Source organism: Mycobacterium sp. 23, from assembly GCF_048287075.1.
GTDB classification, from domain to species: domain Bacteria; phylum Actinomycetota; class Actinomycetes; order Mycobacteriales; family Mycobacteriaceae; genus Mycobacterium; species Mycobacterium gordonae_B.
Map to the genome: position 1 here is coordinate 241,582 of NZ_JBLVUX010000005.1, position 16,366 is coordinate 257,947.

Annotated in this window: 15 protein-coding genes; 7 read left to right on the forward strand and 8 right to left on the reverse strand. The window is 65.5% G+C overall.

Annotated elements, in window-relative coordinates; genetic code table 11:
- Positions 1–9: 9 nt before the first annotated feature.
- A complete protein-coding gene (locus tag ACNQS7_RS02565) occupies positions 10–1,326 on the reverse strand; it encodes a serine/threonine-protein kinase (RefSeq protein ID WP_418011296.1) in 1,317 nt (438 codons plus the stop codon).
- A gap of 266 nt (positions 1,327–1,592) precedes the next feature.
- Between ACNQS7_RS02565 and ACNQS7_RS02570 the strand changes: the two genes are divergently transcribed.
- Both ACNQS7_RS02570 and ACNQS7_RS02575 read left to right on the forward strand, forming a co-directional pair.
- A complete protein-coding gene (locus ACNQS7_RS02570; RefSeq protein ID WP_418011297.1) occupies positions 1,593–1,985 on the forward strand; it encodes a limonene-1,2-epoxide hydrolase family protein in 393 nt (130 codons plus the stop codon).
- A gap of 56 nt (positions 1,986–2,041) precedes the next feature.
- Positions 2,042–3,220, forward strand: coding sequence for a TetR/AcrR family transcriptional regulator (locus ACNQS7_RS02575; protein ID WP_418011298.1), 1,179 nt, complete (start codon positions 2,042–2,044; stop codon positions 3,218–3,220).
- A 165-nt stretch (positions 3,221–3,385) separates the two neighbouring features.
- Here the strand turns inward: ACNQS7_RS02575 and ACNQS7_RS02580 are convergent, their stop codons facing one another.
- Genes ACNQS7_RS02580 through ACNQS7_RS02605 form a run of 6 tightly spaced genes read right to left on the reverse strand, consistent with a single transcriptional unit; the run spans position 3,386 to position 10,455 of the window.
- Positions 3,386–4,156, reverse strand: a complete 771-nt coding sequence (locus tag ACNQS7_RS02580) for a glucose 1-dehydrogenase (protein WP_418011299.1) — start codon at positions 4,154–4,156, stop codon at positions 3,386–3,388.
- Between the two features lie 16 nt (positions 4,157–4,172).
- On the reverse strand, positions 4,173–5,243 hold the full coding sequence (locus ACNQS7_RS02585) for a 3,4-dihydroxy-2-butanone-4-phosphate synthase (protein ID WP_418011300.1): 1,071 nt from the start codon (positions 5,241–5,243) through the stop codon (positions 4,173–4,175).
- Complete coding sequence (locus ACNQS7_RS02590; protein ID WP_418011301.1) at positions 5,240–5,746, reverse strand: flavin reductase family protein; 507 nt, start codon at positions 5,744–5,746, stop codon at positions 5,240–5,242. Before ACNQS7_RS02590 ends, ACNQS7_RS02585 begins: the two co-directional genes overlap by 4 nt.
- A gap of 2 nt (positions 5,747–5,748) precedes the next feature.
- A complete protein-coding gene (locus ACNQS7_RS02595) occupies positions 5,749–6,798 on the reverse strand; it encodes an alpha/beta fold hydrolase (RefSeq protein ID WP_055578559.1) in 1,050 nt (349 codons plus the stop codon).
- A gap of 11 nt (positions 6,799–6,809) precedes the next feature.
- A complete protein-coding gene (locus tag ACNQS7_RS02600) occupies positions 6,810–9,323 on the reverse strand; it encodes an FAD-binding oxidoreductase (protein WP_418011302.1) in 2,514 nt (837 codons plus the stop codon).
- A gap of 22 nt (positions 9,324–9,345) precedes the next feature.
- Entirely contained in the window at positions 9,346–10,455 is a 1,110-nt protein-coding gene (locus ACNQS7_RS02605; RefSeq protein ID WP_065043600.1) for an LLM class flavin-dependent oxidoreductase, read from the reverse strand.
- 238 nt (positions 10,456–10,693) lie between these two features.
- On the opposite strand from ACNQS7_RS02605, the gene ACNQS7_RS02610 reads away from it, so the two are divergent.
- From ACNQS7_RS02610 to ACNQS7_RS02630, 5 genes are all read left to right on the forward strand, one after another.
- Positions 10,694–11,644, forward strand: a complete 951-nt coding sequence (locus tag ACNQS7_RS02610) for an enoyl-CoA hydratase (RefSeq protein WP_418011303.1) — start codon at positions 10,694–10,696, stop codon at positions 11,642–11,644.
- 13 nt (positions 11,645–11,657) lie between these two features.
- Entirely contained in the window at positions 11,658–12,887 is a 1,230-nt protein-coding gene (locus ACNQS7_RS02615; RefSeq protein WP_418011304.1) for an acyl-CoA dehydrogenase family protein, read from the forward strand.
- Between the two features lies 1 nt (position 12,888).
- The gene (locus ACNQS7_RS02620) at positions 12,889–13,941 is read left to right on the forward strand and encodes an acyl-CoA dehydrogenase family protein (protein ID WP_418011305.1); all 1,053 of its coding nucleotides are present in this window, start codon (positions 12,889–12,891) and stop codon (positions 13,939–13,941) included.
- A gap of 2 nt (positions 13,942–13,943) precedes the next feature.
- Positions 13,944–15,578 (forward strand): AMP-binding protein, encoded by a 1,635-nt coding sequence (locus ACNQS7_RS02625; protein WP_418011306.1) that lies wholly within the window; start codon positions 13,944–13,946, stop codon positions 15,576–15,578.
- Positions 15,579–15,694: 116 nt separating this feature from the next.
- Positions 15,695–15,847 (forward strand): hypothetical protein, encoded by a 153-nt coding sequence (locus tag ACNQS7_RS02630; protein WP_418011307.1) that lies wholly within the window; start codon positions 15,695–15,697, stop codon positions 15,845–15,847.
- Here the strand turns inward: ACNQS7_RS02630 and tpx are convergent, their stop codons facing one another.
- Positions 15,848–16,342 carry a thiol peroxidase gene (tpx, locus tag ACNQS7_RS02635; protein WP_055578565.1) on the reverse strand — a complete coding sequence of 165 codons (495 nt, stop codon included), beginning with the start codon at positions 16,340–16,342 and terminating at the stop codon, positions 15,848–15,850. It lies immediately after the preceding gene.
- Positions 16,343–16,366: the final 24 nt, after the last annotated feature.

Here is a 16,366-nt window from a genome sequence, read left to right on the forward strand (position 1 = left end):
AATACAAGCCTATCGCCGCTGGTGGGTTTGGTGGTGGCGCACGCATGCCTGGTAGGCCTGATTGCTACTGGCGTGAGCAGCCAGTGTCTGCATCGGACCGTTGATTGGGTGCCACGTCGCTGTGTAGGTCGGCTGCCCACCCATTGGTGTTCCGTCGTCCAATTCTCGGCGGTAGAAGCCGCCTTGTACATCGGCTTGGCTTCCGATGAGGCACCAGTTACGGTCCTTCTTCATCTCATCGACGGTTCTGGGCACCCGCGGATCACCATCGGGGGCTACTTCATGGGTGCCCTTGTGTAGCCATCCTTCTCGGCTCCACTTCAGCTTGGCTCCTGCAACTGGTGGTGTTGGACGTTCGATGCGGTGAGTCGGAATAAGGTGGGAATCGGCGCTGCTGAATCGCTTGGTCGGCGATAGCGCGGCCGGCACAGTGGGTTGCGTGGTGATTTGCCACTTTGATTGACCGGTCAGCGCGGCCCGTGCGGCGCGGGCCAGGGCTCTCGTGTCGCCGTATCGATTCGCTGGATCTTTGGCCATACCGGTCGCCACCACGGCGTCGAACGATTGGGGCACTCCGGGATGTAGCTCCGAAGGCCGAGGAGGGGGCGTCGTGAGGTGCCCGACGATCTGCTGTTCGAGACTGTCTCCTGGAAAGGGGCGTCTGCCGGTGAGTGCCTCATGAAGAACGCAAGCTAGTGCGTAAACGTCTGACCGAGCGTCGGCCTGTCCTGTATTGAGCCGCTCGGGAGCCATGTAAGCCCAGGTTCCTATGGTGGTTCCAGTACTGGTCAGGCCAGTTTCCGCAGCGGCCCGGGCGATGCCGAAATCGATCAGATAGGCAAAATCTTCATCAGTAATCAATATGTTTGACGGTTTGACATCGCGATGCACGAGCCCGATTTCATGCGCGGCATGCAGGGCCGAGGCGATCTGCTCGGTGATGTGGACGGCACGCTCCGGCTGCATTGCCCCGCTCATGAGATGCATTTGCAGATCGCGGCCGCGAATCAGCCGCATGGTCACATATAGACGGCCTCCAACCTCGCCGAAGTCGTGGATCGGCACCACATGGGGTTCATCGATCCCCGCTGCTGACCGCGCCTCGCGACGGAATCGTTCCCGGTACGTCTTGTCGTCCGCCAGATTTGCCGGCAGCAACTTGATGGCTACCGTCCTACTCATCTGAGTGTCGTGGGCACGCCAAACCTCGCCCATACCGCCGCGACCCAGTAACTCGATAAGGCGATAACGCCCAAACGGCGTGCCCTCCATGGCGCTCACCATACCCAATGCGACGGGCTGCTCTAGCGGCGCCTGCAGCGTCATCGCGGGTCGACCGGCAACATCCGGCGCGGATCGAAACTGTTCAGCCTCAAACTATTTGGAGTTGGCGCGGCATCACGCGGTGACTGCCCTGCCTTGCGGCGGATCGCTGACCAAAGGATCAATAAGTGGAGAAGTCTATCCATTATGTCCATCACTTATATCCCTTTTTTCCGCACTCTCTTGCTGAACACCATTGTCCTAGCAGGTAAGTAAAGAATCATGTACATTATTACTCCGAACAAGACGATCGAAGGAGGGCCGCCTCCATGGCCGAAACCAGGGAAACCAGCGAACGGCTCGTCCGCGACTTTCTCGGGTCCTGGGAGTCGCGCAACCTCGATGCGATCTGCGGCGGCTTTGCCGACGACGCGGTTTATCACAACGTTCCGGTCCAGCCGATCGAGGGCATCGACGGCATTCGCGCCGTTTTCCAGGGTTTTCTGGACGCCTTTTCCTACGCCAAACTCGATGTCGTCTCGTTGGCTGCAGCGCCCGGTCTGGTGCTGGCCGAGCGCATCGACTACTTCACCATGAACGACGGTCGCAAAGTCGTGCTGCCGGTCACCGGCGTATTCGAAGTCAAGGATGGCAAGATCACCCGCTTCAGCGATTACTTCGACCTGGCGGACTTCGAGGCACAGAGCGGCCTGCGGCTCTAGGCCACACTTCTCTGGCAGGATCTGTAGTTCCGGCGCGCAGAAAGGGGTTCGGCTCGATGGAGACCGTCGTCCAGCCCGTGCGCCGCCGACCCAAAGACCGTAAACAACAGATCCTCGACCAGGCAGTCGGTCTTTTCATCGATCGCGGCTTTCACTCGGTCAAGCTCGAGGACATCGCCGAGGCGGCCGGAGTCACCGCGCGGGCCCTGTACCGGCACTACGACAACAAGCAGGCCCTCCTCGCCGAGGCGATCCGGACCGGACAGGATCAGTACCAGAGTGCGCGCCGTCTTTCCGATGGCGAGTCGGAACCCGAGCCCCGGCCGTTGAGTGTCGACCTGCCGGACCTCATCGCCGCGGCCGTGGCATCCCGCGCCCTGACGGTGCTGTGGCAGCGAGAAGCGCGATATCTCAACGAAGGCGACCGTGCCGAGGTGCGGCGCCGGATAAACGCGATCGTCGCCGGGATGCGGGAGAGTGTTCTGCTGGAGGTGCCCGGTCTGAGCCCGCCGCATTCCGAACTGCGCGCGTGGGCGGTGTCCAGCACCCTGACCAGCCTGGGCCGGCACAACCTGACACTGCCGGCCGAAGAACTCAGAAACCTTCTCTATCAAGCCTGTATGGCGGCAGCGCGGACGGACCCGGTCGCAGACCTCAAACCGCTCGGCGCGCGCACGGAGACGGATGTGCTGTTCTCGCGCTACGAGACACTGCTGGCTACCGGCGCGCGGCTGTTTCGCGCGCAGGGGTATCCCGCGGTCAGCACCAGCGAAATCGCCAAGGGCGCAGGCATCGCCGGACCGGGACTGTATCGCTCCTTCTCGTCCAAGCAGGCGATCCTGGACGGCCTCATTCGACGGCTTGACGAATGGCGCAGCCTGGAGGCCATCCGTGCGTTGCGATTGGAATCCGAAGCGGCACAACGTCTCCGTCGGCTTGTCGAGGGGCATGTCCGGATCAGCCTGGACGCGCCCGACCTGGTCGCGGTCTGTGTCACCGAGTTGTCGTACGCCTCGGCCGAAGTGCGTGACAGTTACCTGCGCAATCAGGCCGACCGCGAGTCGGTTTGGACCGACCTGATCCCGGCGACCACGGCCGTCGAGGCGCGCCTTTTGGTCGCCGCGGCGATCAGCTTCATCGAAGACGTTGCCCGCACCTGGCATCTGACCCGCTATTCCGGGGTTGCCGACGAGATCACCGCGCTCGCACTGGCGATTCTGACCAGCCGGTCCTGAGGTTCGGTGGCGACCCGCAGCGCCCGGCTACGCCGCGCTCACGATCGCCACGGAGGTTCGGTGGCGACCCGCAGCGCCCGGCTACGCCGCGCTCACGATCGCCACGGAGGTTTGGTGGCGACCCGCAGCGCCCGGCTACGCCGCGCTCACGATCGCCACGGAGGCTCACCACAGCGCGGCAACGGTTCCGCCGTCGGCGATCTGAGTGGTTCCGGTGATCATCGACGCGTCGTCGGAGAGCAAGAACGCCACGATGCTCGCCATCTCCTCGGGCGCGGCCATCCGGCCTTGCAGACGGGCGATCATCGTCCGGGCGCCGCCCTCGCCGAGGGCTTCGTCGAACATCGTCATCGCCGTCTGCTGCATCGGGGTGTCGACGAAGGCGGGCAACAGCGCATTCGCGCGGACGTTGGACGCGCGCAACTCGGCCGCGGTGATCCGGCTGAGATGGCTGATCGCGGCTTTGGACATGCCGTACGCCCCGGACCCGCCGACCGCGATGTGCCCCGCCAGCGACGACATGTTCACGATGGCTCCCCCGCCTCGCTTGATCATCTGTGGTGCAACATGTTTGGTGCACAGCCAGGCGCCGCGCAGGTTGATTCCGATGACACGGTCGAAGTCCTCGACGGAAGTGTCGATGAGCGAAGCGAAATGAACGACCCCGGCATTGGCGACCAGTTTGTCCACGCCGCCGAACAGCGTGACACACGCCTGCACCATGGCGATGACCTGTTCTTCATCGCTGACGTCGGCTTGGTGACCGACCGCGCCATGGCCGATCTTGGTGGCCGCGGTCTCTGCCGCCGCGGCGTCGATGTCCGCGCACAGCACCTGGCAGCCCTCGCTCGCCAGCCGCTGCGCTACCGCGAGGCCTATCCCGGCGCCGGCCCCGGTGACGATCGCGGCCTTGCCCGCCAGGTCTTGATGCGTCATATGCCCACCCCGATTCTCAGCCCGCAACTGCCCACGGCTGAGCATCCACGCCGTGCTCACGGATAGCCCCGAACAGCACCAGACCAAATCCTGGCATGTCGTCGGCCAGTTTGAGGGCATACACCCCGAGATCGCGCAGCATCCAGGCGACGGCTTCCGCGTTGGGGTCACCAGCGTCATCCCGCGCGAACAAACCGCAGGCGCGTGGCGGTCCGGCCGGGCGCAGGTACAACACGACTCCGCTGCCCAGCGCGGACATTCTGTTCAATGCACTGTTGAGCTCGCCGCTGCAGCGACAAGCCTTGGAGCCGAACACATCTCCGGTAAGACACTCGACATGGACATGCAGCGGCACCGGCACCCCCGCATCGGCGGCGCCGACGATCACTGCCAAATGCTCGCCGCCGTCGTGCACGTCGCGGAAGCCGATCACGCGCGAATTCCCGGCCCAGGTCGGTAGCACCGCTTCGGCCAGTCGAATCACCTGGGGTTCGGTCCGGCGCCGATAGGCCACCAGCTCGGACATGGAGACCACTGCGAGCCCATACTCGACCGCGAACTCGATCAACTCGCCACCACGGGCGACCAGTACCGGATTGCGGCGCGAGACGATCTCACACAATCCCGCGGCCCGTCCCCGGCCGGCCAGCCGTGCGAGGTCGGTGGCGGCTTCGGCCACCCCACGTCGTTCCAGCACCCCCCCGGGGCGGGCCTGCAGCGGGACGACGTGGCCCGGGCGCTGCAGGTCAGATGCGACGGTGGCGGCCGACCCCAGTGCCGCAATGGTTTTCGCGCGATCCGCCGCCGAGATGCCGGTTCCCGTTCCGTGCACGTCGACCGAGACGCAGTCCGTGTTGTCGCCGTGGCACATCGGCGGTAGCTGCAGTCGCGCACATTCGCTGCCCGGCAACGCCACCCGCACGTAACCGGAAGTGTGGCGGACGGTGAAGTGAAGCAGGCTGGGCGTGGCGGCGTCGGCCGCGAAGACCAGGAAACCGTCGCCGTCGGCACCGTCGGTGAGAACGACGGCCTGCCCGGTGCCGATCGCGGTGATGGCGCGCCGCACCCGGACATCGGTAGTCTTCACGCGCGCTCCCAGGGGGCGAGGCGGTGGAAACGGCTCCCGTGGAAGACCAGTGGCGGGGCGTCGGGATCGGCCTGCAGCGAGCATATTTCGAGCAGGGCGATGAGGTGGTCACCGGCCGGGATCTCGTCGCGCAGGCGGCAGTCCAGCTGCGCCGTCGATCCGTGCACGACTACCGCGCCGCCCGGCCGCTCGGTCCAGGTGACTCCGGCGAACCGGTCTCCGGCCTTGCGCGACAGGCTGATACACGCTGCGTCGTGTCCCTCGGCGAGCACGCTGACGCCGAGATAGGGCCGCTCCCGTAACCGTGGCCACGTTGTCGAACTGTGCTGGATGCACACCGACACCAGCGGCGGGTCGAGGGAGACCGCCGTGAACGAACTTGCGGCCATGCCGATCGGAACCCCGTCCAGCAGAGCGCAGACCGCGACCACCCCGGACGGAAAACATCCGAATGCCCGCCGAAGCGCGGTCTCGTCGAGACAATCGGTCGCCAGCTCGACCATGACTAGCGGACCCCGTCAAGGAAATTCAGCAGCAGCCGGTTGGTTTCCTCGGGTGCTTCCTGCTGGATCCAGTGGCCCACGTCGGCAATCATGTGCGTGCCCCGGTAATTCGACATCACCTCGCCGGCACGCTCGACGGCTTCGGCTCCCCACGTGGTGCCCACGTCGTACTGACCACCGATGAACAGTGCGGGCGGCGTCAGGGGTTTACCTTCCTGGTCTGCCAGGTCGTGCCAGTCGTTGTCGATGTTGTGGTAGAAGCTCAGTGGTCCGCCGAACCCGGAGCGCTCGAACTCCGCCGCGTAGAAATCGGCGTCGGCGTCGGTGAACCAGGACGGCATGGTTTCGGGATATACGAACGCGTCCTTCAATTTCGCGCCCTGTGCCATGCAGAGCGGGCCGGCCCGGATCACGTCGATGGGGTCCATCGCGGCCAGGTCCACGCCGGCATCGACGGCGGCCTTGGTTGCCGCGAGCATCCCTTCACCCGATACCGTGTAGGTCAGACCTACCAGCCAGGACCGCACGTCCTCTTCGATCTCAGCGATGATGCCGTCCTGTGCGGAAAAGTAGTCCTGGTACCAGACCCGGCCCTCACCGGCCAGTTCCAGGTGGTAATCGTTCGGGCGGTGTTCACCGAAAGGACTGCCCGGCAGTCCGATAACGCCACGGCCGGCAAATGGAACGCTGACGCCGACCACGCCGGCGCACCGCTGCGGGTGCAACCAGGCGAAGGTCCAGGCCACCGGCGCACCCCAGTCGTGCCCGATGACGAACGCCTGGTCCTCTCCGTACGCGTCGACCACACCTACGATGTCGCCGACGAGTTCCTTGATGCGGTAGGCGGAGTTCAGGAAGTACTTGGACGACCGCCCGTAGCCGCGCTGATCGATGGCGACCACCCGGTAGCCGGCGGCGGCCAGCGCCGGAATCTGGTGGCGCCAGGAGTACCACGACTCCGGAAAGCCGTGTATGAGGATCACCAACGGCCCGTCACCCTCTTCGACAGCGTGGATGCGGGTGCCGCCGCAGTTCAAGATCCGATGAACCATGTTCCCTCTCCTCAGCGTCCGTCACCGGCGGCCGCACCCACCAGTTCGTCGGCGGGTTGCGTTGGTATCAAGCGATTCTCGTAGTTGCGGGCGATCAGCGTCTTCTCCCCCGACAAGCGGGTGCGCGCCCACTTGCCGATGACCCGCCCGGCGATGCCGGGTTTCATCAACGCGGAGGGTGGTTTGACCAGGTGTACCACCGCGAGGAACTCGCGATAGGCGTCGAGGTCGTCGTGCACCAACTCCAGCAGGCGGTCCATATACCAGGTGAGCACACCGAAGTAGAACGGGCGCTTCTTGTCCACGTCTTTCATCCAGTCGAACCGCAGGTTCTGTTCGCGGATCACGAACCAGGCGGTGTCGGCCATCTTGGCGATCGACCGGTAGTAGCGGCGGGGCAGATCGCGGTGCCCGGGACCGTACTTGGCCAGCAGCACCTGCATCTCCCGAACTTCTTTGAGCGCCAAACTCATTCCTAGACCCGACACCGGGTCGGCGCTGGTGTAGGCGTCACCGACGGCCAGCAGGGCGCGCGGCAGATTGCGCTTCTTCTCGTAGTGCAGGCGCAGCATGTTCGGATAGCGGAAGTTGTAGATCGCGGACGCCGGCTCCAGGCCGTCGATGTTCTCCCCCACCACCGGCGATGGCATCAGGTCGGCGAACTCGCGGAACTCTTTGGCGGTGCGGGGCGGCGAATAGCAGTTGTAGGCCACCAGCGAGGTGGACAGCAGGGTGCGGGAGCTGTCGGTGTAGTACTGCGCCGCGTAGGTGTCCTCGAACGGCCGGTAGGCATAACAGATCACCATGACCTTGTCCTGCCACTGCCGTTCGGGCGGAACATGATGCTGCATCGTGGAATAGAAGCAGTTGATGATGTCCTGCTCGACCTCCGGCGCGCCAATGCCGATGCGGTCCAGGAACTCCGGGACACGGGTGTTCTTGCCCGATGCATCGACGACGAATTCTGCCGGGATCACCTCGGATTCGTCGCCCACGGCGACCCCGACGACGGAGTTGTTCTCGCGGTCGAACACCAGGTCGGTGACCTCCGACTCGTAGCGGAAGTCGATGCGTGGTTCGTCGTCCAACCGGCGTCGCACACACCATTCCAGTAGCGGCCTGCCGGCGCACACGATTTCGATGTCGCTGGTGCCGGGCTTTTTCCAGGACCCGCCCAACCGGATCCGGTACTGGGCCGCCATGTCGACCTTGAAGGCTCCCTCGCGCACCATGTCGTCGACGATCCCCGGGAAGAAGCGCTCGAGCTCGATCTGCCCGGCGGTGAGAAGGTGGTGCAGATGCCAGCCCTGTGCGGCGCCGGGCCTGCCTTCCCGGCGTCGGTGCGGGTCGTCCTTCTCGAGAACGATGACGCGTTCAAAGGTCTCGCTGCACACCTTGGCCGCGGCGATGCCGGCGATGCTGCCGCCGATCACGACGGCGGTGCCGCGACCGCGCCGGCGCACGTCACCGATGTCCACCGCCGAGTAGTCGACGCGCGACGGGGTGCGCGGGCGTGCGGCGCCACTGGGGACGAATTTCTCGTAGTACAGGCCCACGCGTTGGAAGCCATTGTTGTCCAGCCACGTTCGCGTCGCTTCGACCATCGCCGCCGGACCGCACAGGTAGACGTCGGCGTCACCACCGGCCAGCATGCGTTCGTCGAGCAGATCGGTGACCAGGCCGGTGCGCCCATCCCAGCCGGCATCCGGATTGGCCACGATGACGTGTACTTCCAGGGCGGCGACGCGGCGCCGCAACGCCGTGAGTTCGTCGAGCTTGCACAGGTCGTCCGCGGCCGTCACGCCGTACAGCAGATAGACCGGCTGCTGCGTCTCGGCAGTCAAGCTTTCTGCCATCGCCAGGATCGCCGACAGCCCGGTGCCGCCGGCGACCAAAATTACCGGTCGCACGATGGGACGCAGATAGAAGCTGCCTTTACTGCAGCGCATGGCAACTCGGTCGCCGGGCTTCGCGCGGTCGCGAAGATAGTTCGACATGACGCCGTCGGGCAGCAACCGGATGATGAACTCCAGTTCGGTGCGACCGTCGGGATGGGCGTAGGAGTAATTGCGCCAGGTCTCGGTGCCGGGGACCTGCAGCTGCGCGAATTGACCGGCCTTGAAGCGCAGCGCGGTGCCCAGGCCCGAGACGTCGAGCTTCAGGATGGCGGTGCTGGGCGACACCAGCTCGACCTCGGTGACCACACCGTCGCCGGTGACGAGGAGAGCGGCGTTGTCGTCGGCCGGGTACTGCAGCTCGATGCGGCAATCCGTGGTGGGGAAGGTCTGGCAGGTGAGGATTTTCCGGGCCTCGCGCTCGACGTCGGACAGGCCCTCGGTGCGGCCCATCTCGTACCTGCCCGAGGCGCAGGTGGCCACGCAGGTGCCGCAGATGCCGCTCTGGCATTCGTTGACGATGGCGACGCCGTGTTCTTCGGCGGCATCCAGCATCGACTGGTCCGGCCGAACCGGCATCGTCCTGGCTGTTCCGTCCGAGTAGCCGACAGTGACTTGGCGAACCGACATTTGTTGCCCTTCCTCGAGTGCGCTAGACGACCAGGGCGACCGGTTTCTTGGCGATGCGGGCATTGAGTCTTGGCATGACCTCCTCGGCGAGCAGGCGCAGCGACTCCTTCCACGGCCCCGGGTCCTCCCGGTAGTCGAACCCGAGCACGAGCAGGTGGCCGAACCCGCCGACCTGGTCGTAGGTGGCTTCGAGTTTGTCCACCACCGTCTCCACCGAACCGACGACAAAGGTGTTCTCGGCCAGGTATTCAGCGGTGACGTCGTCGTCGGCCACCGATGGGTGGTGTTTGTAGAACTTGGTCATGCCGAACATCCGGAAGGTGGGCAACGTGTACTCGCGCATGGCCCGGCCCATGGCGCCGTCCACGGCGTAACGGAATGCCTGCTCATCGGTTTCGGCCACCAGCACCTCGCGGACCAGCCGCCAGTCGCGGCGGTCCGGGGTGCGGCCGCTGCGCTCGGCCCCCTCCAGCACCGCGTCCCAGTGGGTGGCGACGTATTCGGTGTTGAGGTCCAAACTCATTGGCAGATAACCCCGTTCGCCTGCCAGCTTGAGCGTCTCGGAGCCGGCACTGAAACCGGTGACCCCGATCGGCGGGTGCGGACTCTGGAACGGCTTGATGTGGCGTTTCATCAGCCCTTCGAACATCGGCGCAATCCCGTTGGCGTTCCAGTACTTTCCGCGGTGCTCCCACGGCTGGTCCTCGGTCCAGATGCGCAGCATGATCTCCAGTGCCTCGCGAGTCATCTCGCGGTGCTCACCGTTCTTGCCGTCGACGTCATACAGGGCCCAGTCGCCGGGGATGCCGCTGGCGCCCACGCCCAACATGAAGCGGCCCTGGGCGAGATGGTCGAAATACGCCACCCGGTGCGCCAATTCGACCGGGTGGTGGTACGGCAGCAGGTGGGCACCGGGCGCGAGCTTGATGTGCTTGGTGCGCAACAGCGCCTGGGCCAGCAACAGATCGGGCGCGCAGATCGGCTCCCACGGCACCGTGAAGTGTTCACCCACCCAGGCTTCGACATACCCGAGCTGGTCGGCCAGCTCGATGATGTCGAGGTCCCACTGGGTCGCGTCGTACAGAGTGCGCTCCGGTGGATGGGCCGGCATGAGGAAGATTCCGATCTCCATCGTTAACCCTTCTTCGTCGTATGTGCCCGGGCCGGGATTCCGGCGCGCTGCGGTTGGCTCGTTTCTAGGTATACACAGTACTAGCAAGATACTTCGTTGTACACAAGATGCTTCTTGCTTGGTAATTCGCCGGGTCAGCCATGACATATTGGCGTATCGGCTATGGACATAATCACGAACATCCGCGTAACCTCGCACACGTCACCGTTCTGCGTGCAGCCGGCAGCAAGGAGTAACCATGAGTGTCACCGGGGTCGGTCCGGTCGATCACCGGTCGAATGGGGAGCGTCCCGCGGGAGACTTCCACTTCATCCGGTACGAGACGCTTGATGATGGGCTGATCGCGGTCATCACCCTCGACCGCCCGAAGCAGCGCAACGCCCAGACCCGCGGACTGCTGGTGGAACTGGGTAGCGCGTTCGAGCGCGCGGAAACCGACGACAGGGTTCGGGTGGTGGTCCTGCGTGGCGCCGGGCCAGCGTTCTCCGCAGGTCACGACCTCGGCTCCGCCGACGACGTCCGCGAGCGCAGCCCGGGACCCGGTCAGCACCCCACCTATCAATGCAACGGCGGGACCTTCGGCGGGGTGGAGTCGCGCAATCGCCAGGAGTGGCACTACTACTTCGAGAACACCAAGAGGTGGCGCAACCTCCGCAAAATCACCGTCGCCCAGGTGCACGGCACCGTGTTGTCGGCCGGACTGATGCTGGCGTGGTGCTGCGATCTCATCGTCGCGAGCCAGGACACCGTGTTCGCCGACGTGGTGGGCACGCGGCTGGGCATGTGCGGTGTCGAGTACTTCGGCCACCCGTGGGAGTTCGGACCGCGGAAGGCCAAGGAACTTCTGCTCACCGGGGACTCGATCGGAGCCGACGAGGCACACGTGCTCGGCATGGTCAGCAAGGTGTTCCCGGCTGACGAACTGACCGACAGCACCATCGCATTCGCGCGCCGGATCGCGAAGGTGCCGACCATGGCCGCGCTACTGATCAAGGAGTCGGTGAACCAAACCGTCGACGCCATGGGATTCACCACCGCGCTGGACGGATGCTTCAAGATCCACCAACTCAACCATGCGCACTGGGGTGAGGTCACCGGCGGAAAGCTCTCCTACGGAACCGTCGAGTACGGACTCGAAGACTGGCGCGGCGCTCCGGAGATCCGGCCCGCCGACAAGCGGCGACCCTGACGCGAGGTCCGGCGTGGATGTCACCTACCCGCCCGAGGCGGAATCGTTTCGCAGCCGAATCCTTGCCTTCCTGGCCGAGCGGCTGCCTCCGGACTGGCGCGGGCCCGGTGCTCTCCCCCCGCGGGAACGGGAAGAGTTCGCCGCCGAGTGGCGGCGGGCCCTGGCCGCGGCCGGCCTGGTCGCGGTGTCCTGGCCCCGCGCGTACGGCGGAGGTGGCCTGTCCCCACTCGAACAGGTGGTGCTGGCCGAGGAGTTCGCCCGCGCCGGCGCCCCCGAGCGCGCGGAGAACGATCTGCTGGGCATCGATCTGCTGGGCAACACGCTGATCACGGTCGGTACCGACGAGCAGAAGGCTCGCTTCCTGCCGCGCATCCTCTCGGGAGAAGACCGTTGGTGTCAGGGCTTTTCGGAGCCCGAGGCCGGCTCAGACCTGGCGGCGGTACGAACCCGCGCCGTGCTCGATGAAGACGAGTGGGTGATCAACGGCCAGAAGATCTGGACTTCTGCCGGCACCACGGCGAACTGGATATTCCTGTTGGCGCGCACGGACCCCCGCGCGCCTAAACATCAGGGCCTGTCCCTGCTGCTGGTGCCGATGGATCAGCCCGGTGTCACGGTCCGGCCGATCGTCAACGCCGCCGGTGACTCGTCCTTCAGCGAGGTTTTCCTCACCGACGCCCGCACAGCGGGTGGCAATGTGCTGGGCGGCGTCGGTCACGGGTGGCCGACCGCCATGACCCTGCTCGGTTTCGAGCGCGGATCGGCGGTCACCACCGTGGCGATCGAGTTCGGCCGCGACCTGGACCGACTGTGTGCGCTGGCGCGACAACGCGGTGTGAATACCGAACCGCGCATCCGAGATGCACTGGCGTGGTGCTATTCCCGTGTCCAGATCATGCGCTATCGCGGGTATCGGGGCCTCACCATGACGCTGGGTGGGCAGCTGCCCGGCGCCGACGCCGCGATCAGCAAGGTCATCTGGAGTGAATACTTCCGCCGCTACACCGATCTGGCGGTCGAGATCCTGGGACTCGACGCGCTCAGCCCGTCGGGACCCGGCAACGGCGGCGCGCGCGTCGTGCCGGAGGCGGGCACGCCCAACTCCCCCTCATGTTGGATGGACGAGCTGCTCTACTCCCGCGCCGCAACGATTTACGCCGGCAGCTCACAGATTCAGCGCACGGTGATCGGCGAGCGCCTGCTGGGGCTGCCGCGGGAGCCACGCCGGGAGGCGGTGCGCTGAGATGGATTTTCAATACAGCACCGAACACGACGACTTTCGGGCGTCGCTGCGCGGTTTTCTGCGGGACCACGTGCCGGACCTGCGCGCGGCCGACGGTCACGACAGCAGGCTGTGGCGGCGCCTGTGCGGAGAACTGGAATTGCCGGGCCTGCACATCCCCGCGGAGTATGGCGGCGCGGGCGCCACCCTCGTGGAGACCGCCATCGCCTGCACCGAACTGGGCCGCAGCCTGGCCCCGGTCCCCTTCGTGGCCAACGCATTCGCCATGGAAGCGATTCTGCGAATGGGCGACGAGGAACAGCGTAAATCCCTGTTGCCCGGGCTGTTGTCGGGTGAGCAGGTGGCGGCATTCGCTGCTTTCGGCCCGTCAGCGGCCGACGCCGCCGGCAACGGCAAACTGACCGGCGAGTGCAGCCCGGTTCTGCATGGTCATGTCGCCGACCTGTTCGTCGTGCCGGTCGGTCGCAACGGGTGCGTCACGCCGCACGTCGTGCAGGCCGACGCGCCGGGAGTCCGCGTCGAGCGCTTGCCGTCGTTCGATCTCACCCGACCCGTCGCCGCGTTACAGCTTTCCGACTCCCCCGGCGAAGCGCTGGCCGCGGGTGCTCCCGGTGCCTTCGACCGGGTCACCGACGTCGCGCGGGTGTTGCTGGCGGCGGAGATGTTGGGCGGGGCCGAGGCCTGCCTCGACATGGCGGTCGACTATGCCTGTCGCCGAACGCAATTCGATCGGCCGATCGGATCTTTCCAGGCCGTCAAACACGCCTGCGCCGAGATGATGATCGAAATCGACGCGACCCGCGCTGCGGTGATGTATGCCGCGATGAGCGCAACCACCGGGGAAGATTTGCATCTCGCCGCGCCACTGGTGAAGGCACAGGCCGCCGACACGTTCGTGCAGTGCGCCGGCACCGCCATCCAGGTCCACGGCGGTATTGCGTTCACCTGGGAGCACGATCTGCACCTATATTTCCGGCGGGCCACCACCGGTGCGGCACTGTTCGGCAGCAGTGCGCACCACCGCGCCCTGCTCGCCGACCGGGCGGGTATCTAGGCGTGGGTTCCTACGCTGCCGGCCCGGTCGATGCGCCACTGCTCGAGCAGACCATCGGCGCCAATCTGGAGTGCACCGCACACGACCACGCCGGCACCGAGGCGCTGGTAGACGTCCCGAGCGGCAGGAGGTGGACCTATGCCGAATTCAACGCCGAGGTCGATCGACTGGCAATGGCCCTGCTGGCCAGCGGAATCGAGCGCGGTGATCGGGTGGGCATCTGGTCACCCAACTGCCCGGAGTGGACGATCCTGCAGTACGCAACCGCCAAGGTCGGCGCCATCCTGGTCACCATCAATCCGGCATACCGCAGCCATGAGTTGTCTCATGTGTTGCGGCACTCGGGTACGCGGCTGTTGGTCTCGGCGGCCGCGTTCAAGACCTCGGATTATCGGCGGATCGTGGACGAAGTTCGTTCGGAAGCAACGGATCTGGTTGACGTTGTGTTCCTGGGCGGCGGGGACTGGGATCGACTGCGCCGGCGGGCGGCCGGCGTGCGGCGCACGGTTTTGCGGGACCGGATGGCGACCCTGCGTCCGTCGGACCCGATCAACATCCAATACACCTCGGGCACAACGGGTTCACCGAAAGGTGTGACGCTGTCGCACCGCAACATCCTGAACAACGGGTTCTTCGTCACCGAGCAGATCGGCCTCGGTCCCGGTGACCGGTTGTGTATCCCGGTGCCCTTCTACCACTGCTTCGGCATGGTGATGGGCAACCTCGGTTGCACCAGCCACGGCGCCACCATGGTGATCCCGGCGCCAGGCTTCGACCCCGCGGCGACCCTGCGGGCGATCGAACAGGAACGTTGCACCGCCGTGTACGGCGTACCGACCATGTTCATCGCCCTCCTCGGGCACCCCGACCGTGCCGATCGCGACGTGTCGTCACTGCGAACGGGAATCATGGCCGGTGCGTCCTGCCCGGTGCAGGTGATGAAGCGCTGCATCGACGAACTCCACATGGCTCAGGTATCGATCGCCTACGGCATGACCGAAACATCGCCGGTGTCCTGCCAGACCACGGTCGACGATGACCTGGAGCGCCGTACCGAGACGGTGGGCCGGGCGCATCCACATGTCGAGGTCAAGGTCATCGACCCGGCGACCGGCCGCGTCGTGCCACGGGGAGAACCCGGCGAACTGTGCACGCGCGCCTACTCGGTGATGCTGGGTTACTGGCGCGACCATGAGCGGACCCGTGCGGTGCTCGACGACGACGGCTGGATGCACACCGGCGATCTGGCGGTGATGCGTGACGACGGCTACTGCGTAGTGACCGGCCGCCTGAAGGACCTGATCATTCGAGGTGGCGAGAATTTGTCCCCGAAGGAGATCGAGGACTTCCTGCACACCCACCCTGACGTCCAGGACGTGCAGGTGGTCGGCGTGCCCGACGACAAGTACGGCGAGGAGGTCTGCGCGTGCATCCTGATGCGTCCCGGGCGGACCGCACTGGACGCCGACGCGGTGCGACGTTTCTGTGCGGGGCGGATCGCACACTACAAGATTCCGCGCTACGTCCAGATCGTTGACGAATATCCGATGACGGCGACCGGAAAAGTGCGCAAAGTCGACTTGCGTGTACACGCGGCCCGGCTACTGGGCCTGGAAAAGGCGGTGTCCAACTGTTAGACAACGTCGCGAAAATGTCTGTACAACAATAGTTTTCGCTATGAAGTACTTCCCGTCGCCGCATTCCGGCGCTAATCTCGTCGCCATTGCGATATTCGCCGGCCTTGGAGCAAGCCATGAGTGACAGGAACAGAGTGCGCACGGTCCGCGCGGTGCTGGCCCTTTTGATGACCGTGATGGGCGGAATGATGCTGGCCGGGTGTCCGGTCAGCGCTCAGCCTCCCCTTGCGCCGCGCGCGGCGGACGCGGTGGTTGTGCCCGGCGGCTAGCTACCCGAGCGCGGCGAGCGCGGCGTCGTAGTCGGGCTCCTGCGCGATCTCGGGCACCAGCTCGGTGTGGGCAACCTTGCCGTCGGCTCCGATCACGACGACTGCCCGGGCCAACAGGCCGGCCATCGGACCGTCGACGATCGTGACGCCGTAGTCCTTGCCGAAGCTGTCCCGGAACGCCGACGCCACACTGACGTTCTCAATGCCCTCGGCACCGCAGAACCGCTTCTGCGCGAACGGCAGGTCGTTGGACACGCATACCACCGACGCGCCGCTGTCCGCCACGCGTTCGTTGAAGGTCCGCACGCTGGCGGCGCACACCGGGGTGTCGATGGACGGGAAGATGTTCAGCAGCACCGGCTTTCCGTCGAACTGATCGCTGCTGAAGGGGCTCAGATCGCCGCCGGTCATGCTGAAGGCGGGGGCCGGAGATCCGACGGCGGGAAGCTCGCCGACGGTGTTGATCGCATTTCCGCGCAAGGTTATCTGTGCCATAGGCACAGTCTGCCAAAAGCCCTC